Source organism: Lapidilactobacillus bayanensis (assembly GCF_003946695.1).
Taxonomy (GTDB): Bacteria; Bacillota; Bacilli; order Lactobacillales; family Lactobacillaceae; genus Lapidilactobacillus; species Lapidilactobacillus bayanensis.
Genome location: NZ_RHOX01000002.1, coordinates 1 through 22,406, shown reverse-complemented (window position 1 = coordinate 22,406; position 22,406 = coordinate 1). Strand labels below are relative to the sequence as shown.

The 22,406-nt window shown below is 40.5% G+C and carries 18 protein-coding genes; 11 read left to right on the top strand and 7 right to left on the bottom strand.

Translation table 11 applies throughout. The features are described from left to right. Nucleotides 1–284: 284 nt before the first annotated feature. The 3 genes from anmK (at nt 285) to sdaAA (ending at nt 3,078) form a co-directional block, all read left to right on the top strand. The gene (gene anmK, locus EKM65_RS00975) at nt 285–1,415 is read left to right on the top strand and encodes an anhydro-N-acetylmuramic acid kinase AnmK (RefSeq protein ID WP_125604837.1); all 1,131 of its coding nucleotides are present in this window, start codon (nt 285–287) and stop codon (nt 1,413–1,415) included. A 110-nt stretch (nt 1,416–1,525) separates the two neighbouring features. After that, nucleotides 1,526–2,191 (top strand): L-serine ammonia-lyase, iron-sulfur-dependent subunit beta, encoded by a 666-nt coding sequence (sdaAB, locus tag EKM65_RS00970; protein ID WP_125604599.1) that lies wholly within the window; start codon nt 1,526–1,528, stop codon nt 2,189–2,191. Nucleotides 2,192–2,202: 11 nt separating this feature from the next. Then, nucleotides 2,203–3,078, top strand: coding sequence for an L-serine ammonia-lyase, iron-sulfur-dependent, subunit alpha (sdaAA, locus tag EKM65_RS00965; RefSeq protein WP_125604597.1), 876 nt, complete (start codon nt 2,203–2,205; stop codon nt 3,076–3,078). A gap of 480 nt (nt 3,079–3,558) precedes the next feature. On the opposite strand, the gene EKM65_RS00960 is transcribed toward sdaAA, so the two are convergent. Then, entirely contained in the window at nt 3,559–3,819 is a 261-nt protein-coding gene (locus EKM65_RS00960; RefSeq protein WP_125604595.1) for a Txe/YoeB family addiction module toxin, read from the bottom strand. After that, entirely contained in the window at nt 3,812–4,084 is a 273-nt protein-coding gene (locus EKM65_RS00955; RefSeq protein WP_125604594.1) for a type II toxin-antitoxin system Phd/YefM family antitoxin, read from the bottom strand. The genes EKM65_RS00960 and EKM65_RS00955 overlap by 8 nt, the downstream gene beginning before the upstream one ends. Nucleotides 4,085–4,696: 612 nt before the next feature. Here EKM65_RS00955 and EKM65_RS00950 point away from each other — a divergent pair. After that, nucleotides 4,697–5,815, top strand: a complete 1,119-nt coding sequence (locus EKM65_RS00950) for a baeRF6 domain-containing protein (protein ID WP_125604592.1) — start codon at nt 4,697–4,699, stop codon at nt 5,813–5,815. Nucleotides 5,816–5,992: 177 nt separating this feature from the next. Here EKM65_RS00950 and EKM65_RS00945 read toward each other — a convergent pair whose 3' ends face one another. Both EKM65_RS00945 and EKM65_RS00940 read right to left on the bottom strand, forming a co-directional pair. Then, nucleotides 5,993–7,111, bottom strand: a complete 1,119-nt coding sequence (locus EKM65_RS00945) for an Mbeg1-like protein (RefSeq protein ID WP_164506761.1) — start codon at nt 7,109–7,111, stop codon at nt 5,993–5,995. An 81-nt stretch (nt 7,112–7,192) separates the two neighbouring features. Continuing rightward, nucleotides 7,193–8,440, bottom strand: a complete 1,248-nt coding sequence (locus EKM65_RS00940) for an MFS transporter (RefSeq protein WP_125604588.1) — start codon at nt 8,438–8,440, stop codon at nt 7,193–7,195. Between the two features lie 613 nt (nt 8,441–9,053). On the opposite strand from EKM65_RS00940, the gene EKM65_RS00935 reads away from it, so the two are divergent. Beyond that, a complete protein-coding gene (locus tag EKM65_RS00935) occupies nt 9,054–9,257 on the top strand; it encodes a hypothetical protein (RefSeq protein WP_125604586.1) in 204 nt (67 codons plus the stop codon). Nucleotides 9,258–9,290: 33 nt separating this feature from the next. Here EKM65_RS00935 and EKM65_RS00930 read toward each other — a convergent pair whose 3' ends face one another. Beyond that, complete coding sequence (locus tag EKM65_RS00930) at nt 9,291–10,700, bottom strand: C69 family dipeptidase (protein WP_125604584.1); 1,410 nt, start codon at nt 10,698–10,700, stop codon at nt 9,291–9,293. 417 nt (nt 10,701–11,117) lie between these two features. Between EKM65_RS00930 and EKM65_RS00925 the strand changes: the two genes are divergently transcribed. Continuing rightward, on the top strand, nt 11,118–11,870 hold the full coding sequence (locus EKM65_RS00925; RefSeq protein WP_164506760.1) for a MurR/RpiR family transcriptional regulator: 753 nt from the start codon (nt 11,118–11,120) through the stop codon (nt 11,868–11,870). A 150-nt stretch (nt 11,871–12,020) separates the two neighbouring features. Next, the gene (locus EKM65_RS00920) at nt 12,021–13,451 is read left to right on the top strand and encodes a 6-phospho-beta-glucosidase (RefSeq protein ID WP_125604580.1); all 1,431 of its coding nucleotides are present in this window, start codon (nt 12,021–12,023) and stop codon (nt 13,449–13,451) included. 660 nt (nt 13,452–14,111) lie between these two features. On the opposite strand, the gene EKM65_RS00915 is transcribed toward EKM65_RS00920, so the two are convergent. Next, nucleotides 14,112–14,696 (bottom strand): TetR/AcrR family transcriptional regulator, encoded by a 585-nt coding sequence (locus EKM65_RS00915; protein WP_125604578.1) that lies wholly within the window; start codon nt 14,694–14,696, stop codon nt 14,112–14,114. Between the two features lie 127 nt (nt 14,697–14,823). Between EKM65_RS00915 and EKM65_RS00910 the strand changes: the two genes are divergently transcribed. Both EKM65_RS00910 and EKM65_RS00905 read left to right on the top strand, forming a co-directional pair. After that, on the top strand, nt 14,824–15,525 hold the full coding sequence (locus EKM65_RS00910) for an ABC transporter ATP-binding protein (RefSeq protein WP_125604576.1): 702 nt from the start codon (nt 14,824–14,826) through the stop codon (nt 15,523–15,525). Nucleotides 15,526–15,535: 10 nt separating this feature from the next. Further along, nucleotides 15,536–19,111: an FtsX-like permease family protein gene (locus tag EKM65_RS00905; protein ID WP_125604574.1), complete on the top strand. Its 3,576-nt coding sequence runs from the start codon at nt 15,536–15,538 to the stop codon at nt 19,109–19,111. A gap of 200 nt (nt 19,112–19,311) precedes the next feature. Here EKM65_RS00905 and EKM65_RS00900 read toward each other — a convergent pair whose 3' ends face one another. Beyond that, nucleotides 19,312–20,403 (bottom strand): SLC13 family permease, encoded by a 1,092-nt coding sequence (locus EKM65_RS00900; RefSeq protein WP_125604572.1) that lies wholly within the window; start codon nt 20,401–20,403, stop codon nt 19,312–19,314. A 196-nt stretch (nt 20,404–20,599) separates the two neighbouring features. On the opposite strand from EKM65_RS00900, the gene EKM65_RS00895 reads away from it, so the two are divergent. Both EKM65_RS00895 and EKM65_RS00890 read left to right on the top strand, forming a co-directional pair. After that, nucleotides 20,600–21,724 carry an A/G-specific adenine glycosylase gene (locus tag EKM65_RS00895; RefSeq protein WP_125604571.1) on the top strand — a complete coding sequence of 375 codons (1,125 nt, stop codon included), beginning with the start codon at nt 20,600–20,602 and terminating at the stop codon, nt 21,722–21,724. Nucleotides 21,725–22,102: 378 nt separating this feature from the next. Then, on the top strand, nt 22,103–22,348 hold the full coding sequence (locus EKM65_RS00890; protein WP_125604569.1) for a hypothetical protein: 246 nt from the start codon (nt 22,103–22,105) through the stop codon (nt 22,346–22,348). The last annotated feature ends 58 nt before the right edge of the window (nt 22,349–22,406 follow it).

The following is a 22,406-nucleotide window of genomic DNA, read 5'->3' as shown; positions in this document are numbered from 1 at the left end:
CAAGCAATGCCCACTACGTTCCAGCGCTAAGTATTCTTTTGCCGCCACGGCAACGCGCACGTTCTGTATGCAACCTTTGCGCAAGCGCGAAGAACCACAACAAAACCGTTTTAGTTTCTACGATCACAGGTTAACAACGTAAGCAGATTTTGCGTCAACGTGATGAACACAATCCAACAGTTTTAGGACGACATCGAGTTCAACAAGTGATTTCTTAACAAAATGGCCTAGTTATACATTTTCATGTAGAATAGGGTGGAAATGTGACGATCACTTGGGAGGCAATTATGTTAGCAGTAGGATTAATGTCAGGAACGTCGTTAGATGGCATCGATGCGGCGTTAGTAGAAATTACCGGCGTTAATGAAACAACGCGGTTAGAATTATTGAAATTTAATAGTTATCCGTTTACTGAAGCTGTCAAGGAACGAATTAAAGCAGCCTTATCTGTGGCTACTTCAAATGTGGAAGAAATTTGTAGCCTTAATTTTGAACTGGGACGATATTTTGGCGAAGCAGTTGTGAAAATTTGTCAGGAAGATGGCATTAACAGTGAAGAGCTGGGTTTTGTTGCGTCTCACGGACAAACAATTTATCATTTGCCACGACCTAACAATCCTGAACTAGTGCCATCAACTTTACAAATTGGCGAGTCGGCCATGATTAGTGAAATTGCTAAAACTGATGTTGTCTCTGACTTTCGCTATCGTGATATGGCCGTTGGTGGGCAAGGTGCGCCTATTGTCCCATACTCTGAATATATTCTGTATCGCAGCCAAAAGAGTACCCGAATTTTGCAAAATATTGGTGGTATTGGTAATGCCACGGTGATTCCGCGCAATGGTCAATTGGAACAGCTAACGGCATTTGACACAGGGCCTGGAAATATGATCATTGATGAGTTGTGTCGTCGTTTTTATGGTCAAGAATATGATCGTGACGGTGCGCACGGCGCTAATGGTCAAGTCGACCAAAAAGTTTTGGCAAAGTTATTACAGCATTCCTATTTCGCCAAGCCTTTTCCTAAAACAACTGGTCGTGAAGAATTCGGTACCGAATATGTCACAAAAATTCTCAGCAAATATCAATTGGCGCCGGACGACTGGATTGCGACGGCTACAGCATTAACGGCCGAAACTATTGCTCAAGCTGTGCGACAATTTGCTGATGGTCAAACCGAATTAATTGTTGGTGGCGGTGGTAGTTACAATCCAACGCTCGTTAAAATGATCAAAATGGCATTGCCTAATATCAACGTCATGATTCAAGAGGACTTAGGCTATTCCTCTGATGCTAAAGAGGCGATTGCTATGACGATCTTAGGGAACCAAACGTTGCAGCGACAACCGAGCAACGTGCCTAGTGCTACTGGTGCCAGTAAGCCAGTCATTTTGGGCAAGGTTACTTATTATTAAAACAATTAGCACTGATAAACTGTCAATCTGGAAATTCAAGATTGACAGTTTTCTTTTTAGAATAGATAATACGCGTAGTATCTTTACAAGAAAAAATTTGGAGAAAAGTCATGACAGAAGTTAGATTTAATAGTGTATTTGATATTATTGGGCCAGTCATGATTGGCCCGAGCTCTTCTCACACTGCTGGTGCCGCCCGAATTGGCCGAGTAGCGCGTAATATTTTTGGTGAGCAGCCAGAAAAAGTGACGATTTATCTTTATGGTTCTTTTGCCAAAACCTATCACGGTCATGGCACAGATATGGCTTTAGTCGGTGGCATTCTAGGAATGAATCCTGATGATGCAGATTTACGAAATTCATTGAAAATTGCTTATGAAAAAGGGATTAAAGTTGGCTTTGTCCCTAAAAATGATCCGACTGAGCATCCTAACACAACAAAAATTGTTATGAAAAACGACAATCATCAATTAACAATTGTTGGTGAATCAATTGGTGGTGGCAATATTCGGGTTGTTGAAATTGATGGTTTCAAAGTTTCATTATCAATGAGTCGGCCCACTTATGTCATTATTCAACGTGATGTTCCTGGCGTGGTTGCTTCAGTAACTGACTTACTTAATCGCGAACATATTAATATCAGTACCATGACGGTGCGCCGCAATGGGAAGGGTTCACAGGCGATGATGATCATTGAAGTGGATGAAATTCGTCACAGCATTGAATCTGAGTTAAAGGAATTACCCAATATATTGAGTGCAAGATATTTCGAATAGGAGGGGATTCGATGTTTTATTCAATTAAAGAGTTAATCGAACAAAGTAAGGCCTACCCTTCTATTGCAGATTTAATGATTGCGACAGAAATCGATAATACTGGACGCAATAAGCAAGAAATTCGCAGGCTAATGGAACGCAATCTTGACGCGATGGAAGAGTCTATTAGTAAGGGTGTAGCCGGAGTTAAGTCATTAACAGGATTGACTGGTGGTGAAGCCAAAAAAATGGCTGATTATTTGCGGGCTGGTCGTTTTTTGTCTGGCGATTTGGTGATGACTGCTGTTCGTAACGCCATCGCGGTTAATGAAGTTAATGCTGGTATGGGACTGATTTGTGCAACGCCAACAGCAGGCTCTGCTGGTGTTTTGGCCGGTGTTCTATTCGCTATTCGTGATCGTTTAAATTTAAGTCACGACCAACAGGTTGACTTTCTCTTCACTGCCGGTGCTTTCGGCTTAGTTATTGGTAACAATGCCGGAATCGCTGGAGCAGAAGGCGGCTGTCAAGAAGAGGTCGGTTCTGCTAGCGCAATGGCTGCAGCCGCGGCTGTTTTAGCTAGTGGCGGCAACGTCGAGCAGGCAAGCTATGCGGTTGCGATCACATTGCAAAACCTAATGGGATTAATTTGTGATCCAGTTGCCGGTCTGGTAGAAATTCCCTGTGTGAAACGCAATGCGATGGGTGCCAGTCAAGCAATGGTGTCAGCAGATATGGCCCTTGCCGGATTAACCTCGGTTATTCCAACAGACGAAGTAATTGAAGCCGTTCGTCGCGTCGGTGAACAAATGCCGAGCGCCTTCAAAGAAACAGCAGAAGGCGGTATGGCTACCACCCCAACAGCCTTACGATTGAAAGAGGAAATTTGGGGTAATAAGGATAAATAATCATTAAAAAATCTGTCGATATAGGATAACGTTGTTTTCCTAGGAGATCGACAGGTGGGTGCAAGACTGCTAGAATAAAGATTGTAGAATTTGAAACAATTTTTATTCTATTTTTTTAGTTTTTTAAGTTAGATTGACAGATTTAGCCGTAAAGAGTCCGTAATCATGCGTAAAATTACATGTAGGGGTTTTTATCTAAAGAGTATTGAATGTAAATTTATGGCTTCTACACCGACGCAGATGTCTTGGTTGTCGTTTTTATCTAAAGAGTATTGAATGTAAATTCGTTCCAGCGGCGTTATTACTCATTCAAGTTGTCGGGTTTTTATCTAAAGAATATCGAATGTAAAAGCAATGACTACATTCGTTTTAATAACGCTGACAGCGCGATGAAATATTTAATTAATCAAACAAAAACCGACCCTCTAAAAACTGGATTATCAGTTCTTGAAGGGTCGGTTTTCGTACTCTAATATAATATTATTCATAGTGATTGCGACAAGAAATAATATAAATCACATCATTTTCTACTTTGTAAATAAGTCGGTGCTCATCTGTTATACGGCGTGACCATGCACCGGAGAATTCATATTTTAAAGGCTCCGGTTTACCTAAGCTCTCAAACGGTGTGCTCTCAATATTATTAATCAGCTTATTAATCCGTTTAATTGCAACTTTATCGTTTTGATTATGCCAATATTCATAATCAGTCCACCCTCTGTCAGTGAACGCCTTAATCATCGCTGTAATCCGTTAACAGCTCGTGCACTTGTGTTTTATGCTCATCAATCTGTTTTAGTCCCTGTCTGATTTTGCTAACCAATGACGGGTTATTCATGATATACATGGTCTCTTTCATAGCATCATAGTCGCGTTTACTCATCAACACTGCTTGTTCATCGGGGTCACTATTACTCGTGATGACTAACGTATCCGCGTCATCATTAACTTGTTTAATGTATTTCTTCAAATTATTGCGAAAATTAGTATAACCTACTGCTTCCATCAACAACACCCTTTCTATCTTTTAATCTCATAGCGTTATCGTACAGTATCCTGTACGTTAATTCAAGCGATACATCTCAGCAACCGTCAATTATCCGTGTCACGTGATTTTTAAGGGGAACAAAAAAACGTGTTCTTTATGGACGCAGTGAATTTACTCTATCGATCGCCAGATTATCATACAAGACGAGTTACCTTTTAAAGTCACAACTAAAATTCAAGGTGGGCGTTATCAGTCGAAAGATTTTGAAGGAGTTCTAGATTTGCTCTTAAATGGTGCTGATTTACCGAAGAGAATGAACGACCATCTGCTCTCCATGACTATATCAGCAATACCGTCATACATGAGCTTTTCACCAAGCCTGATTGGTTACTTGTTTACTATTATTTCGATGATGAGTTTTTATCTAAAGAATATCGAATGCAACTATTTCGGATAAGCCAATTTGCGCGGCTAGCCAGATTTTTTTCAAACTGCTGAACAACTGTTTCTTCTCCTAATCGTATTTCTTTTGTGAAAAATGTGAGCGTGTTAAACTTTGGTTAGTGTAATGTATTGCCATTACAAGTTTGCGCCATCATCTGAATCGTTACCAATAGGAGGAAATTGCTTATGACAAAAGCAGGCAGAGAATTATTAGCACAACTCACAGTAGCAACCGGACCTTTTGTAACAATGATGCTTAACACTCCCGCGGACCATCAGGGTGTGGAAAAAGCACAACTTAAATTGAAAAATTTTGCTAGAGAGGCGAAGCGGCGTTTCCTGAAGAAATATCCAGATCGCCAATGGGATGGTTACCAAGCTAAGATTGATGCATTGTTGGCGGACCAATTATTCTGGCGCAATGACGCGGCTAGTGTCGCAATCTTTTTAACAGAGGATCAAACGTTGGTTCATTATTTAAGTATCCATACTGACGATCAATATTATGTTGGTGACACGCCATATTTATTAGCGGCGATTCGTAATTCACAATTTAATTACACCTACTACTTGTTAGCTCTAAACCGTAACTCAATGAAATTGTATTTCGTGGACAATGAGCAAATTAGTGCGGTTGATTTGCCAGCGGATGCACCAATTGATGTGCCAACAGCTTTAGGTGAAGAAAAGCGGAGCGGTGATATTAGTTATACGTCACAGGGTAGACGCAATGGCACTAAAGAAGGCGTCACTTATCATGGTGTTAACACTAAAGATGAAGAAGTAACAATCGATTGGAAGAACTATTATCAGGCAGTTGGGACTTTCTTACGTGAAGACTTAAATAATGATGCTGGTTATCCGTTGTATTTATTTGCCTTACCAGAAAATCAGGCGATGTTCGAAAAATATGCTAAGGTCGATTTTTTCAGTACAGATGCAGCAATTGATATTTCACCGTCAACTTTGACCGATAGTGAAATTGGCAGTCGGGTCATTCCAGAAATTGCCCAACAGTTATCTGAAAAAGAAGCAGCAGCTTACCAAAACGCATTGGATAGAAAATTTATCGACCAACTTGGTGACATCGTTCCTGCTTCTGAGGAAGGTAAAGTGGCTAATTTATTTATTGCCACTTCGAACTTAGTTGATGGTTATGGAGAAGATCCTGACGCCGAATATGATCGGCGTCAAATATTAAACACAATGGCGATTAATGCTTTGCAAAATAAAGGTGAGGCGCACATTTTAGAGCAGAAATTTGTGCCTGGTTCAAGAAGTCTATTGGCAATTTTGCGCTATTAGAAATTTGTTGGTTAATCAATGAAATACTAAAAGATTGCCAAAAATGAGCTAAGTAACAAAACTTAACAACGATGATTAAAAAACTAGCGGCTAAATCCATCTGTGGGTTTAGCCGCTAGTTTTGGTAATGTACAATATCAATTTAAACTTTGTTCGATTTTTACAGTTTATTGGTTCCTATTTTTTTCGTCGATTGTCATGGGGAAGTTTCAAGTTCGGATGGGGCCGTTTCTCATTGATTACAAGTTTAGCTTCGCCAATGATTGAATTTAATAGTTTGTTAGTAACGAAGCGCCATTGTTGTTTCGTTTCGTGTTTGGAATTAAGAACTTCTGGGGCTAATAGTTTAATTAGTGTGGTCCAATTCTGATGAACGTCGTTAATTTGATCGGCATCGATATTTTTCAAAATTGTGTATAGAGAATCCAGAAATTCTTGCTTCGTATCATCATCAAGGCTTGTTAACCAATTGGCAACAGTATGTTGCGTAAATTGGGATAACTCGTTGGGTGTAGCAATCAATTGGAAGTGCTGCCCTTTTATTTGCCATGTATAGGGGTCATGTTGCTTAATGCCGGTACCGCTGCTTTTCACAACTTGATAATTATCTTCTGGTTCCAATAACAAACCGATAATTGATGCTTCAGGAATATATTTATGAATTTTTGCTTTAATGTTTAGGGGGAGTGGTGTTTTTAAACCGGGTCCGTCAATGCTATAAGCACCTTTTAGAACTTGTTGTGCCATTCCTTGACTATGAATTGCGGTGTAAGTTGCTAAGTTACCACCCTTAGAATGACCACCAACGTAGAAACGACCAGGATGTAAATGAGTCATGCGCTGGTAATAGTGTAGGGCCGCTTTTTGCGAGGGAATTGTCTCGAGGAAAGTCATGTTGAAGTCTTCTTTCCAATCGACGAGCGTTGAAGTGGTACCGCGAAAGGCAACAAAATATTGCTTCGGCGCAAACTCAAGCGTTACAGCACTAAATTGCTCCTCAGCTTTGACATTGGTTTTGGTTTCCCAATTATGCCATTTCAAATTTTGGTAACGCCGACTTTTTTGCAGTGTTTGAATTAGTTGAAAATTAGCGTTGGGATTCCACGTTTCGGCGCAGGCTTGATTAAGGAGTGCTTGGCTCGTGATTCGTACAAATTTAAAGCTGGGTTGCTGCTCAAGAATTGTGTAATCAAAATAAGCCAACTGGGCTAAAATAGTACCGTCCAATTCATTGAACGGCAATTCTGCAAAAGTTTGCTGGCCATATTTCTCAACGTAATTAATAATATTTTTCAAATAAAGCACCTCTAATCGGCAAGGCTAATTTACATTTAGTATAGCTGAATTAAGGGGTAAAACGAAGAAAATAGTTAATAGTTAGTGAGAGAAGCTGGTGTTATTAGAATGAAGCCATTTGCGGACTGTTGGCTGATGCGTCAAAAGGATGGGAACCAGTAAAATTAAAGCGAGGATACCGCAAGCTGGGAACCCCCAAAGGCCTGTGGCAACATCCATAATGCCACCGACGTATAGGCTGCCGATGGGGGTGGTTCCTTGATTGAGCAAAACATAAACGCTCATAACGCGACCACGCAATTCATTGGGAATATCAAATTGGAACGACGCATTGGATTGGTTAAGGAAAATCATGTTACAAAAACCCACGGCCACCATCACAATCATCGCCAGACCGTAACTATGAACGAAAATCATCAAGGCTTGCAGAATGGCCGTACTAATACCAACCATTAAGTAAATATTCCGTTGTAATCCGAACCGGGCTAAATAACTCATTAGAAACGCAGCGATTAACGAACCAATTCCGGTGGCGGAGAGTAGGTTAGCGTAAACTTGGGCGCCGGAATGGAGAACAGTTTTGGCATAAATAGGGATAATCACGTTGTTGTTGTAATTTAAGGTACAGATGACAATCATTAATTCCGCGCTTAAGCGAATTTCTGCATGCGACCAAACATAAGATAAACCGTCTTTGACATCGTTCCAAATTCGTCTATGAGAGTGACTTGCCACAGCATGTTCCTGCTTAATCAAGAACAGACCAAGTAAAACGGCGAGATAACTAATGGCATCAACTAAGAAACAAAAACCAACGCTGAATTTAACCATCAACAAACCAGCTAAGGAAGGTCCGGCGATTTTTGCTAGATTAAAAACGGTGGAGTTTAAGGAGATGCCATTCATTAAATCCTTATGGCCAACCAATTCGACAACAAAAGATTGTCGAGTGGGGGTATCGAAGCTCTGGAGAATACCGTAGCCAACAGCGATTAATAAAACTTGCCAGTACTGGACAATTTTCAAATAAACAAGTGCGGTCATAATGACACCTAGGATTAAGAAACCAGCTTGGGTAATCATTAAAATACGGCGCTTGGGATAGCGGTCAATTAATGAACCAGCGACTAAGGTGAACATTAGAATTGGTGCAAATTGACAAGCAGACAATAGGCCGACTAGAAAAGCTGACTTCGTCATTTCGTAAACGAGCCAGGTCTGGGCGGTTCGCTGAACCCAAGTACCCATGACCGAGACACATTGACCAATCCAGAAGTATCTGAAATTTTTAGAACGAAGCGATGAAAAAGTACTGCGTAAAACGTCCATAATGATCCCTACCTTGAGATCTGGGGAAAATCGATCAATGAGTCTACCTTCATGTTAATCGTCGTGTACGGCATTGATAATGGCGAAATAAGCGTGAAAAACGATGCTGCCGATAATCGAAAAGACCTGAATTTTTATACTTGATATAAGAATAATTTTAGACCTTGTGTAAGTGATGTCAATTATTTTGCTGAGAAATAGTATGAGTTAATTGCAGTGGCAGAATGACTAGTTATGCGTTCTGATGCTAGTAGTAAATCCTAGAACTATTATGCTAGCGTTTCTTCGTGCCTACGGAAAATACGCTGGTGGAACGCTGTGGGCTCGACTTTAAGCCAAATAAATTTGTCTTAAAGCTCGGCCTTCTCGTAAGCGATAAATCGCCAACGAGAATTTCACAGCTGACCGCGATTTCCCTCCGGCACTGAGTAAAGAGATGTGTTGGTGTGATTTAATAGTAAATTTGTGCTTCCAAAATTAGAAGGTAGTTTAACCACTCGTCAATTCAGCGCTTGCGCAAAGGTTGCCCTCTAGTTAGATTAGTGGCGGCGAAGAAATACCGCTCAGTAGTGAAATTATTGTTGGTGATTTATCACCTACAATAAGGCTTGTCTTGGAGACAATTTTGCAAAAATTGGCTTCAAGCAATGCCCACTACGTTCCAGCGTTACGTATTTCTTCGCCGCCACGACAACGCGTCACGTTCCGTAAACAACCTTTACACAAACGCGGAGAACCACAACGAAACAGTTTTAACTTCACGATGCTATTTAAAGAACACAAAGAAGGTATTAAAAAAGTGTGGCAACAAATTTAATTGCGGCCACACTGGTGATTAATAATTAATTAATTAATCGTGTAATTGATATTGTAAATTCATCTTTGGTTCGCCAAAAGCTAACATTTGACCTAATAAGGTGTTGGCATTTCGTTGATATAAGTCTGCCATCTTATTATTGATTTCGCCTAGGTAAGCTTGAATGTCATCATGCGCCTGATATTTTTGGTCAGCCTCAATCTGTAAGTGCCGGCAAGCAGCAACGGTGTTTTGTTCAAAGATATTTTCTTCATCTTCGTACAAGTCGAAGTCGCTGTCACCAATCAAAGCCATAATATTAGTTAACCAATAAATATTATTAGGATTTAATTCTGGCTTTGTGTTCTTATAATTTTCTGGTGTATCGGTCACGTTGGCATAGAATGGAACGACTGCGTTAAAAGTATTCGGACCAAAGGCCAGCCAGTGAATACCGGCAATTTCCGCAGGAACGTCGTTACGAATTTGTAAAATGTGTAATTCTTGGTTGCGATTAATTCCGATTGGCCGTAATAACTTCTTCTCAGCTTCAGTACCTAATGAACCATAGGCATCATAAATAGTATTTTGATAATGAGAACTTAAAACGAATTTAACATCTTCAACGCTGATTTTCTTATTAGTGCGGCAAATAAAGGGCAAATCTTGATCAAATGGTGTAGTTGTAAATTCAGGGTTGAAGTATTTCTGGCCGTACCATGCGCGAGGATTATTGTAGCGCGTATCTTTAATCGTGGCACTGCCAAAAATATGCCGTAAATTAACTTGATCGCGGTCAGGATTCAAATGATATTTCTCGATTAATTCTGGTAAGTCGGTAGAGCACATTGTGTCGTCAGAATTAAAATCAAATTCTGTAATGTTGAACCGATTTGGCGCGATAACGTAAGCGTCGTCAGGAACGCGAATTGCTGCCCAATGATGTCCGGCGATGGATTCAAAATACCAAACCTCATCTTGATCGGAGAAGCAAATTCCGTTAGTTTCATAAGTGCCGTATTTTTCTAACAATGAACCTAAACGTTGGACACCTTCGCGGGCCGAATTAATATACGGCAACGTTATCACGACGAAATCTTCTTCGCCAATACCGTCGTCGGTTAAAGGATCAACGCCAAGAATGCGTGAATTGGTGGTGATGGTCTCGGTCGCAGTCATGGCGACGTTATTGGCGTTAATACCAGCAGCAGCCCAAATACCGTTAGAACCATCGGCTTCAGGAGTTGAAGTATAACGTAAGGGATGATCAGGTAAGTCCATCTCTACTGGGCTTAAAACTGATTGATAGTGCTTAGGTTGGTCCTCGGGGTTAACGACGACGAATTTTTCTGGATCGAGTGGGCCGGGGCCGTCTTCATTCCGGGCGATCAATGTTGAACCGTCAATCGTGGCAGCTTTGCCGACCAAAATTGTAGTACAAGAACCTTTGAAACGTTTTGTCATAACTATCATTCCTTATAAAAGTGTTAGTGGGTTAATTGTATGCCAATCTTGATCAAAAATAAAGACGAACCGAGGCTAGTCGTTGAACTTGCAAAGAATGAATGGTATTTGATGATCAACTAGGACATTCTGTTTACTCAGATTTTTAGCTGCACAGAGTGGTCGTCGTTAAGATGTTTAAATTCGGACCGTTGGATCACAGTGACATTGGTGGAGCAAACGTTATTAAAAATTTAATTCCTAAGCAATACAGAAAACAGCGGATCGTGAATTAAAATGTTAATTCACCTGAGTTAGCAAAAAAGTAGGTTTACTCACGGCCTAATGCCAATAACAATTTCGTTGAAAAGATCGGGTGAAATTAACTTTTATCAAGGCTGAAACATGTTACAATATGGGCAGAGGAGTGATGCGGGTATGTTTCACAATATTGATCTGAAAAGTTTGAGCGAATTAGAACTTGATGTCTATAACTACATTATTAGTCATCCTAAAAAGATTCAACAATTGACGATTCGGCAATTAGCTAAAGAAGCACATGTTTCGACGACAACGATTAGTCGTTTTTGTCAAAAGATGAATTTAAGTGGCTACTCCGAATTGAAATATGTTATTCGCGATGAGTTGCAAACTGAGCAACGAACCTACTCGAGCTATGACATTAGCACGCCATTGACCGATTTCTTCACTAAGGTTTCTCGTGATGAATTTGATGAACAACTTTCGCGCTGGGTAGCGATGGCATTAGCTGCTAAAATTATTGTTTTCGTAGGTATCGGTAGTAGTGGTAATCTCGCCAGCTACGGCGCTCGTTTTTTGAATAATGCTGGCGGTTTTTCATTCGCGTTGACGGATCCTGTTCGTCCGGCGTTTATTCGTGAATATAATTTAGATGAAACGTTAGTCGTCGCATTATCCGTTTCCGGAAATACCGAAAACGTCTTAGCTAAGGTGGCTGATTTTAAACAGCGTCATGCAAAGATTATTGCGATTACTAATCATGAAAATTCGCCAATTACCAAGTTAGCTGATTTGACAATTTCTTATTATATGCCAGAACGAAGCACTAAAAATCACACCAACATGACAACTCAGGTCCCGGTGGTTTATTTGCTAGAAACTTTTGTTAATCAATTTGTTGAAGCAAGTGGTCAATCACCAGAACTTTAGTCACTAAGGTCACTATTGTTGGAACATGTTTTCCGTTTGAAACATGTTCTTTTTTAATAACTTGTTTCAATTTATGCGTTAACGTATTTTTTGCTTAGGAAATTCTTTATAATAAAATTGAACCGAAAATGAGATGTGGAGAGGTTAATAATGTCGAAATTACGAAAAGATTTTCTCTGGGGCGGCGCAGTGGCTGCTCATCAATTAGAGGGCGGTTGGCAAGCAGGCGGCAAAGGTGTCAGTGTTGCTGATATTATGACTGCTGGTGCTAATGGTGTGCCTCGTCGAATTACTGCTGGTGTTGTTGCTGGCGAGAATTATCCTAATCATGATGCCATTGACTTTTATGGCCATTATAAAGAAGACGTTAAATTATTTGCGGAAATGGGTTTTAAATGTTTCCGGACGTCAATTGCTTGGACTCGTATTTTCCCAAATGGTGACGATGCTGAACCTAACGAAGCAGGGTTGAAGTTCTATGATGATCTATTTGATGAAATGCACAAATATAACATTGAACCCGTGATTACTTTGTCTCATTTCGAAATTCCTTATCACTTAGTCACTGAATATGGTGGTTGGTCTAACCGTAAGTTGATTGGCTTCTTCGTTAAGTTTGCCGAAGTATGTTTCAAACGTTACAAAGGCAAAGTTAAGTATTGGATGACCTTCAACGAAATTAACAACCAAACGAATTATGACAGTGATTTTGCATTAATGACTAATTCTGGCTTGGCCGTTCATCCCGGTGAGGATATGGAACGGACAATGTATCAAGCAGCTCATTATGAATTAGTTGCCAGTGCCTTAGCAGTTCAAAAAGGCCATGAAGTTGACCCTAACAACCAAGTTGGCTGCATGATTGCCATGGTGCCAATTTATCCATTAACAGCTAAGCCAGCCGATATTATGATGGCTGAAAAAGCAATGCAGTCACGTTATTGGTTCGCTGATGTTCATTGCAATGGCCGTTACCCAAGCTGGTTGCCAGTATTCTTCGAACGTCATGGCTATAATCTTGATATTACTGAAGAAGATTTGGATGTTTTGGCAGCAGGAACAGTTGATTACATCGGCTTCAGTTACTATATGTCAAATGCAATTGAAGATCACGATAATGGACCAGAGTATCACTATGATGAAGAACATGGTCGCACTAAGAACCCATATGTAAAGGAATCTGAATGGGGTTGGGCAGTTGATCCAGAGGGCCTACGTTATGGCATGAACTGGTTTAATGATCGTTATCATTTACCACAGTTTATTGTCGAAAACGGATTTGGTGCCGTTGATCAAATGACTGAAGACGGCAAGGTCCATGATGACTATCGCATTGATTATTTACGTCGTCACATTGAACAAATGAAGTTAGCTGTTGAATACGATGGCATTGATCTAATGGGTTACACACCTTGGGGCTGTATTGATCTTGTTTCGGCCGGAACTGGTCAAATGTCCAAGCGTTATGGTTTCATTTATGTTGATAAAGACGACGAAGGCCACGGTACTTTAGCACGTTCACCAAAGGATTCATTCTATTGGTACAAGAATGTTATTGCTAGTAATGGTGATGAACTGTAAAAATCAGAGTGCGAAAGCCAACGGGTTGGGTGTTTGTATTTAAACGGGAAGATCATTGCGTGTTAACGCAAGGAGATTCACGCTTAAATACACGACACCCAGTTGGCATGAGCACGTTTCAAATCAGAGTGCGAAAAGCAACGGGTTGATTGCGTAGCCTTAAAGAGAAAGCACAGCTGGGTGCCAACCCAGATGGGATTTCTCTTTAAGCATAGCAATCAGTTGGCATGAGCACGTTTCAAAATCAGAGTGCGGAGAACAACGGATTGACTGCCTTAATTTAAACGAAAAGATCGATGTGTGTTAACACAGCGAGATTTACGATTAAATTATACGCAGTCAGTTGTTCACAGCACGTTTCAAAATCAGAGTGCAGAAAACAACGGATTGATGGCATTAATTTAAATGGAAAGATTGATGCGTGGCAACGCAGCAAGATTTACGCTTAAATTATTCGCCATCAGTTGCTTAAGCACGTTTCAAAAATACACGTCTCTGGGTAAGCATCCCTACATCAAAATAAAAACGGATTGAAATCTTTATTCAGTTTCATTCCACATGCCGAAAAGACCAGCAACGCTTTAAATCGTCGCTGGTCTTTTTTTGATAGTGTGCCTATTTGTTTTACAGCTAGAGAATCTTGAGATGTAGCTGATAATTCTACATCAATAATTCATAAGGAGAAATTTGTTTGGCTTTGCTAATGATATTTGCAATGGTTTCCGGTGACTCGATAGCACCCTTATGCAGCCACAGTGTGATGATGCCGATAATACTAGATAAAAGAATTTCTGTGGCATAATCTTCAGGCAGTCCTTGGCGTGCTAGCCGAAGTTTTTTAGAATTTTTAATTTGTTGTTCAATTAATTGTTCAAGCAAGGCCTTAAAACGAGTGATGAATTTAGGATCGTTGCCCATTAATAAGGCATTAAGTAAGTCGTAATTTACTTTAGCATAATATAGCGCGTTTAAAATAGCATGATAAGGAATAATTTGCCGGGGATTATTAACCGCTGCCTCGTTATCTGGTGCAAGCAGTAATACGGTGAACTGTTCAATCAACTCATCTTCAATTTGCGCCAGCAAATCATATTTATCAACATAATGCATGTAAAAAGTACCGCGATTGATTTGTGCATCGCGGGCAATATCACTAACACTCAATGCTTCCAAGCCTTTTGTCTGTAATAAATGGACAAAGGCTTTTTTGATATTTGTTTTTGAACTGGTTTGACGTTTTTGCAAGAAAAATCGTTCCTTTCTTCCTTAAATCAACAGTTTTGCTACGATTGTTTATTGTTATACTGATGAACTCATTTTATAATAACTACTATATTAAATCAACACGTTGTTTAAATAAGGAGAAAATAAAATGAGTTACATCGAAGTTAAGCATAATTATAAACGCTACCAAATGGGCGAAACGGAAATTTTAGCTAACAATGATGTTAGCTTCGAAATTGAAAAAGGTGAGTTAGCGGTTATCCTTGGTGCTTCTGGTGCTGGTAAATCAACGGTGTTAAATATTTTAGGTGGTATGGATACGAATAGTGAGGGCGATGTGATTATTGACGGCCAAAACATTGCCAATTATAACGCGAAACAATTAACCGAATATCGGCGCAAGGATATTGGTTTCGTATTTCAGTTCTACAACTTGGTTCCTAATTTGACGGCTAAAGAAAACGTTGAATTAGCTTCTGAAATTGTTGAGGGTGCTCAGGATTCTGCTCAAGCACTAAAAGATGTGGGCTTGGCTAACCGAATTGATAATTTTCCGGCCCAACTTTCTGGTGGGGAGCAACAGCGGGTAGCGATTGCGCGTGCTGTTGCCAAGAATCCTAAAATTTTATTATGTGACGAACCAACTGGTGCGCTGGATTATGAAACAGGTAAACAAGTGCTACAAATTGTTCAAGACATGTGTCGCAAGAAGGGGGCCACGGTTATTATTGTGACCCATAACGCCGCTATTGCGCCAATCGGTAATCGCGTTATCCATCTGCGCGATGCTCGTATCCAACGCGTTGAGATTAATGCTCATCCTGAAGAAATAGCCAATATTGAGTGGTAGGAGAAGTGCAATGAGTAAGAAAATATTATGGCGCGATATTTTGCAATCAATCCGTAAATCTAAAGGTCGGTTCTTATCAATCTTTGGCTTAATGTTATTAGGTTCGTTCGCGTTGGTGGGGCTGAAAGTTGCTGGCCCCGATATGCAGATCACCGAAGCTAATTATGCTAAACGATTAAACGCGGCGGATTTAACCGTGGTCAGTAATTATGGCTTAGATAAAAGTGATCGTGAAATCTTAAACGATACCAAGGGACTTAAAAAAGTTGAATATGGCTATTTAAAAGATGTGGTGGTTAAAAATACCAAGACAAGTTTCCGATTGTTTTCGGCACCGAAGTCAATTTCAACTTATGAAGTTAAAAAAGGACGTTTACCACAGCATAACGATGAAATTGCCCTTGATTATCAATACGCATCTGACTATAAAGTTGGCCAAACAATTCGCTTTAGTGAAAAGGCTGATGCAACGGGAAATAAAGTTCTGCGCCGCACCAACTTTAAAATTGTCGGTTTTGTGTATTCAGGTGAAATTTTATCAGATGTGAATTTAGGTCAAACAACGGCCGGGACTGGTGAATTAAAGGGGTATGCTGTTGTTTTGCCGGCTGTGTTTGATTCTGATGTTTATATGACCGCGCGGATGACGTTTACGAATTTGGCCAATGTTAATCCATATACGGACACTTATCAAGATCGACTACAAGCTCATAAGGATAAGCTGAATCAGGAATTAAAAAGCCAACCTACACAGCGTTTGGCGGCGATTAAAGCAACAGCTCAAAAGTTAGTTACAAAAAATCAGCGCAAGCTTGATGATGCGCAGCAAAAACTTGATGACGCTAAAACTAAATTAAGTGCAGCACGTAAACAATTAGATGCTGGTGCTGCAGAGATCAAAACTAAACAGCAAGAATTAGATACTAAAGTTGCCGCTGCCAACAAAAAACTGGCAGATGGTGCCGCTCAATTAAAACAGGCTCAAAGCCAATTAACAACCGCGCAACAACAACTTACTCAAGCCAAAGTGCAATTAGACGCTGGTCAAAAAACGTTAACGAGTAAGCAACAAGAATTAGCAGCAGCTAAGCAAAAACTACAGACTGCTAAAACACAATTGGACCAAGCACAACAGCAACTAACAAGTGCTAAGCAACAAATTGCCACAGGTCAAGCAACCTTAACTAGTAAACAAAGGGAATTAAATCAGAGCAAGCAACAATTAATAGCTGCAAATCAACAATACACAGCCGGGATTGCGCAACTTCAACAAGGGCTCGCCGCGATTACGCAACAATTACAAACGCCGAACTTGCCTGAAGCACAACAGGCGGCTTTAAAACAAAAACAAGCTGAATTACAAGCTCAACTACAACAAACTCAAGTAAAATATGCCGATTTTAAAAATACAACGTATAATCCTGGCCTGCAAAAAATTGCTGCTGGTCAAAAAGAATTAACGGCTAATCAACAAACGTTACAACAAAAACAGCATGAATTGCAGCAAGGACAAGCCACCTACAATACGAAGTTAGCAACCTATCAGCAAGGCCAGCAACAATATCAAAAAGGTGCTACTGAATTGGCTCAAGGTGAACAAACACTTGCGCAAAAGACGCAGCTTTATCAAGAAAATCTAGCTAAATATCAAGCTGGTCAAAAGTCATTTCAACAAAAGCAGGCTGAGCTAGCTCAAGGTAAAGCTGAATTAGCAACGCAAAAAGCAAATGGCGAACAACAATTAGCAACGGCGCGCACGACCTTAGCGCAAAAAGAGTCCGAATATCAACAACAAGAACAGAAATATCAGGACCAAGCACCAACAGCTCGACGCGAGATTGCCGCTGGACAGGCAACTTTAACCAATGCTAAGCGTAAGATTAAACAGTTAACAGCACCAGTTTATTCGTTAAATAGCCGCCGAGAAATGCCTGGTGGTGAAGGTTATAAGATTTATACTACGGTTTCAGAAATCGTTGCTGCTCTGGCTAACGTCTTTCCAATTTTCTTCTATTTTGTTGCTGCTTTGGTTACTTTCACAACTATGGGGCGCTTTGTAGATGAAGAACGGATTAATTCTGGCACTTTGCGAGCGTTAGGTTATGACAATCGCGATGTGATTCGTAAGTTTACGTTCTATAGTTTTATGTCGAGTATGCTGGGCACTTTGGCTGGGGTGATTCTCGGTCACACGTTGTTGCCGTTAATTATTCATAACGCCTATCATTCTGGCTTTACAATTCCTGAAATTGAATTGCATTTCCATTTAGGTATTACGTTAGTTGCATTTGCACTGGCCTTGCTGAGTGCCGTTTTGCCAGCTTATATTGCTGCTAAAAGTGAACTAAATGCTAGTGCGGCCGAATTGTTGTTACCTAAGCCACCAGCTGCTGGTTCAAAGATTTTATTGGAACGAATCACGCCAATTTGGCGGCGCATGAGTTTTACACATAAAGTTACAGCACGTAATATTTTTCGTTACAAGAAACGGATGTTGATGACAATTTTTGGTGTTGCCGGTGCAGTGGCGTTGCTTTTCACCGGTTACAGTGTGCGGAATTCTGTGGCCGGAATGAGTGAAACTCAGTTCGGTGATATTATTCATTACAATATGATTGTGGCGCAAAACGATCATTTGACGGCTGACCAGAAGACTGATTATCAGAATTTACTGCACGGTCAGGCTATTGCCCAACAAGCACCAGTTCATTATGAAGAATTGACGAAAGTTGCGGGTGCTAATCATGATAATCAAGAGATTAAGTTAATCGTTCCCCAAACAACGAAGCACTTCAATGATTATATTGATGTTCGCGCACGTAAGTCACACGATAAAATTACATTTAGTAACGATGGTGTGATTATTTCCGAGCGGCTTTCCACATTGCTTAATGTTAAAGTGGGAGATACAATTACCATTAAAGATGCGGATAATCAATCACGTAAGATTAAGATTAGTGGCATTACAGAAATGTACATGGGACATTTTATCTTAATGAATCAATCCGCTTATCAGAAATTCTTTAGTACAAAATATCAAACCAATGGTAATTTAATTATTCTCAAGAACGGTAGTCGAAATAATACGGAAACCCAAGCGGCCAAGTTTATGAAACTAAGTGCTACTGCCGGTGTGGTTCAAAATACAACCTTGACGAATCAAATTGCCACTATCGTTAAGTCACTGAGCAAGATTATGATGGTTTTGATCATCGTTGCCGCTTTATTAGCTATTGTCATTCTTTATAATTTAACCAACATTAATGTTTCCGAACGTATTCGCGAGTTGTCGACGGTTAAGGTGTTAGGATTCTTCGATAACGAAGTCACGATGTACATTTATCGCGAAACAATTTTATTAACACTGATTGGTATTTTAGCCGGTTTCGGAATTGGCGATGTTCTGTATCGCTATATTCTTGCGGTCGTGCCGCCAGATGACGTAATGTTTAACCCTGCGCTAGCCGGACTAAGCTTCCTGCGTCCAGTCGTTATGATTGGCTTAATCACCGCAATTCTAGGTTTAGTTGTTAATCGTAAACTGAGAAATATTGATATGTTAGAGGCATTGAAGTCAGTTGATTAATGGTTATGTATGAAGTGAATATGATGCAATATAAAAGGAACTGAGAGATAAAAAAATCTCAGTTCCTTTTACTTTGTGGTTTGAAATGTGCTCAAAGCAACTGGCGGTAGTGACTTTAAGTGTGAATCTCCTTGCGCTGTCACGCAATGATCTTCCCATTTAAATTCATATCGCCAACCCGTTGGCTTGAGCACTCTGATTTATTTAATGACGAACCAACCAAACAGGGTGAAAATAGTTAGTGTTAATAAGTTTAATGCGGTGAAGCGAACTAGGAATTTGCGGCTATCGATCGTTCCATAGCGGGTATATTGTTTAAACGCCAATAAATTGGCCATAGAGCCGACTAAAGTACCCAGGCCACCAATATTAGCACCATAGAGTAAAGCGGCGACATGGTGGGTAAATTTCGCAAATAAAACTGTTGTTGGGACGTTAGAAATAAATTGACTAACACCGATTGCACCAAAATAGACGGATGAAGGGGTCGTGACAAAATTGGCAATGGTTTGCTTAACGAAGGCGTTTTGACTAACATCGCTGACAATAATGAAAAAGCCTAGAAAGGTGAGAATAGTAGCATAGTCAACGTTAGTCATAATTTTTGGCTTTAAGGTCGTCGCGAGAACAGCGGTAACAATCGTACCGGTCCAGGCGGGAATGAATCCTAAAACACCAGCGAACACGATCAGTGCCGCAATAACAGCCAGCACCGTCGGACGAGTGGGAATATAAATCTTTTGCGTACTAATGTGATCAATTGGAGTAGGTTTCAGTAAAAAAGTATAGGCAGTTGCCATAATGATGCTGAAAATGGCGATGGGAATCGTCCAAGAGAAGAATTGCATGGCGTTAACGTGAAACTTGGCCAGAACAAAGATGTTATGAGCATTGCCGAACGGCGTTATAGCGCTACCGAGATTTGCGGCCATGGTAATCAGCGTTACTGGCAGAATTTCTGGTAACTTATATTGTTTGGCAACATAAAGATATAAGGGAACTAAAGTTAGAACAGCAACATCATTAGTCAAAAACATGGCACTTATAAATGCTAAGGCCAGGAATAACCAAACTAATTGTCGTGTATTATTTGCATATCCAGTTAAGCGATAGGCACAATAGTCGAGGATGTGTAGATAGTTAAAAATCTGAATCAAAATCATCATCGCAGTGAGTGACCACAAGGTGTCAAAGTTAATGTCCGCTAACCTTGGCCTTGCCATAATCAAACTCAATACTGCAAGAACGGCTGTAATTTGTAGGAGCCGATCTTTCAAGATCGATTTAATCATATTATCAGATGAAATCCTTTCAACGTGAGTCCAACATTACTATTTTGCGCCTTAAAACCGCTATCAGCAAGCCTTTTTTCTATTTCCGAACAATGACAGCGCTTTAATATCGTAATTTATCATGACGAAATCTGAGAATTCGACAAATGATATGGTACTATCGTTACTAAGAGTGGAATTGTGGGGAGTAAATGTAATGACAACAAGTGAGTTGCAAGTAAGCCGATTCTTAAAATGGTCACCAGCTAAAATTAGTGAGTTTCGTAAGGTATTATTGACTTGGTACGATCAAGAAGGCCGGCAATTACCTTGGCGAGTTGATCAGGATCCGTACCATATTATGATCAGCGAGTTAATGTTACAGCAAACGCAAGTGCAAACCGTCATGCCCTATTATCAAAACTTCCTGACTAGGTTTCCGACGGTAGCTGATTTAGCCAATACGTCTGAAACTGAGTTGCTAAATGTTTGGGCTGGATTGGGCTATTATTCACGCGCACGCAACTTGCAAAGGGCGGCCCGCCAAATCGTAATTGACTATCAAGAGGAATGGCCGCGAACTGCAGTAGAATTACAAAGCCTTGCTGGAATCGGGCCATATACAGCTAGTGCCATTGCTAGTATTTCCTTTAATGAACCAGTGGCAGCTATTGATGGCAATGCCTTCCGTGTTCTTGCCCGGCTTTTGAAAATCGATTTGGATATCACGAAGCCTAAAACGCGACCAGTCTTTCAAGCAATCGGCAATCAGTTGATCGATCCTCAACGGCCTGGGGAATTTAATCAAGCAATTATGGATTTAGGATCAAGTTATATGACGGCGAAGAATCCTGATAGTATACACTCACCAGTCCGTGAATTTAATGCCAGTTGGCAGGATGGTAGCGAATTGAACTATCCTGTGCGCACTAAAAAAGCCAAACCGGTGCTGATTAATTACTATGCTTTAGCAATTCATAGTCCAGCGGGTTGGCTTTTTGAGCAACGTCCGGAAAAGGGAATGTTAGCTCATTTATGGATGTTGCCCTTGATTAAAGCTGATGATCTTGATGATCAGGCGTCAACTTCGAGTTTACAACAATTAGCTACTATTTTTACTGAGCAGTCTGGTATTCAGTTGGTTCTTCATGATGCTAACTTAAAGCCGGTGCTGCATACTTTCACCCATCAAAAGTGGCAAATTACGATCGTAACAGCTGAATTAACAACGGCAGAAAATTTGGAATTCTTCCCGGGCCAGTGGGTTGCCCAAGCTGATCTAAAAAATCTACCCATGCCAACAGTTCAGGAGAAAATCAATCGTCGTTTATTTGAAAAGTAGGGCTAAAATGCTATGCTGCGGCGAGAAAACAGGAATATTTTGTGCTGGAACTAGTGGGCGTTGCTAATTAAGATAGTGGAAACTAAAACTATTGTATTGCCGCTCTTCGCGCTTACGCAAAGGTTGCATACGAAGTGTAGCGAGTATCGTGAGGAAAAATAAATACTTTCGCTGGAACGTGGTGGGCACTGCTGATTAAGGTAGTGGCAACTAAAACTGTTTTGTTGTGGTTCTTCGCGCTTACGCAAAGGTCGCTTATGAAATGTGCGGGGTAACGTGGCGGCAAATAAATACTAGTCGCTGGAACGTAGTGGGCGTCGATTTGAGCCGATTGAAGTACAAATCGTCTCAAATACGAGCCTTAATGTAAGCAATAAATTGCCAACATTAATGTCACTACTGAGCGGTATTTATTTTCCCTCACTAAACAAGCAAGATGGCAACCTTTGCGCAAGCGCTGAATTAACAAGTGGTTGGAGTGCTTCTAACTTTCAGGAGCACAAATTTGCTATTAAAACACGCCATATCATCTCGTTCGTCAGTGCCGGAGGGAAATCGCGGTCAGCCGCGGCATTCTTGTTAGTGGTTTACCACTTACAAGAAAGTTTGGTGCGCTCGGCATGATTGTTATCTAGGCGGTGAAAGTCCGCTATGAGCCGTAGTAGTCGGAATCATAAGTCGA

What these genes read in the sequence shown, in the direction of transcription:
- sdaAB (WP_125604599.1), top strand. Translation starts at nt 1,526, where the DNA reads ATGACAGAAGTTAGATTTAATAGTGTATTTGATATTATTGGGCCAGTC.
- sdaAA (WP_125604597.1), top strand. Translation starts at nt 2,203, where the DNA reads ATGTTTTATTCAATTAAAGAGTTAATCGAACAAAGTAAGGCCTACCCT.
- EKM65_RS00960 (WP_125604595.1), bottom strand. Translation starts at nt 3,819, where the DNA reads ATGATTAAGGCGTTCACTGACAGAGGGTGGACTGATTATGAATATTGG.
- EKM65_RS00955 (WP_125604594.1), bottom strand. Translation starts at nt 4,084, where the DNA reads ATGGAAGCAGTAGGTTATACTAATTTTCGCAATAATTTGAAGAAATAC.
- EKM65_RS00950 (WP_125604592.1), top strand. Translation starts at nt 4,697, where the DNA reads ATGACAAAAGCAGGCAGAGAATTATTAGCACAACTCACAGTAGCAACC.
- EKM65_RS00940 (WP_125604588.1), bottom strand. Translation starts at nt 8,440, where the DNA reads ATGGACGTTTTACGCAGTACTTTTTCATCGCTTCGTTCTAAAAATTTC.
- EKM65_RS00930 (WP_125604584.1), bottom strand. Translation starts at nt 10,700, where the DNA reads ATGACAAAACGTTTCAAAGGTTCTTGTACTACAATTTTGGTCGGCAAA.
- EKM65_RS00925 (WP_164506760.1), top strand. Translation starts at nt 11,118, where the DNA reads ATGTTTCACAATATTGATCTGAAAAGTTTGAGCGAATTAGAACTTGAT.
- EKM65_RS00920 (WP_125604580.1), top strand. Translation starts at nt 12,021, where the DNA reads ATGTCGAAATTACGAAAAGATTTTCTCTGGGGCGGCGCAGTGGCTGCT.
- EKM65_RS00910 (WP_125604576.1), top strand. Translation starts at nt 14,824, where the DNA reads ATGAGTTACATCGAAGTTAAGCATAATTATAAACGCTACCAAATGGGC.
- EKM65_RS00905 (WP_125604574.1), top strand. Translation starts at nt 15,536, where the DNA reads ATGAGTAAGAAAATATTATGGCGCGATATTTTGCAATCAATCCGTAAA.
- EKM65_RS00900 (WP_125604572.1), bottom strand. Translation starts at nt 20,403, where the DNA reads ATGATTAAATCGATCTTGAAAGATCGGCTCCTACAAATTACAGCCGTT.
- EKM65_RS00895 (WP_125604571.1), top strand. Translation starts at nt 20,600, where the DNA reads ATGACAACAAGTGAGTTGCAAGTAAGCCGATTCTTAAAATGGTCACCA.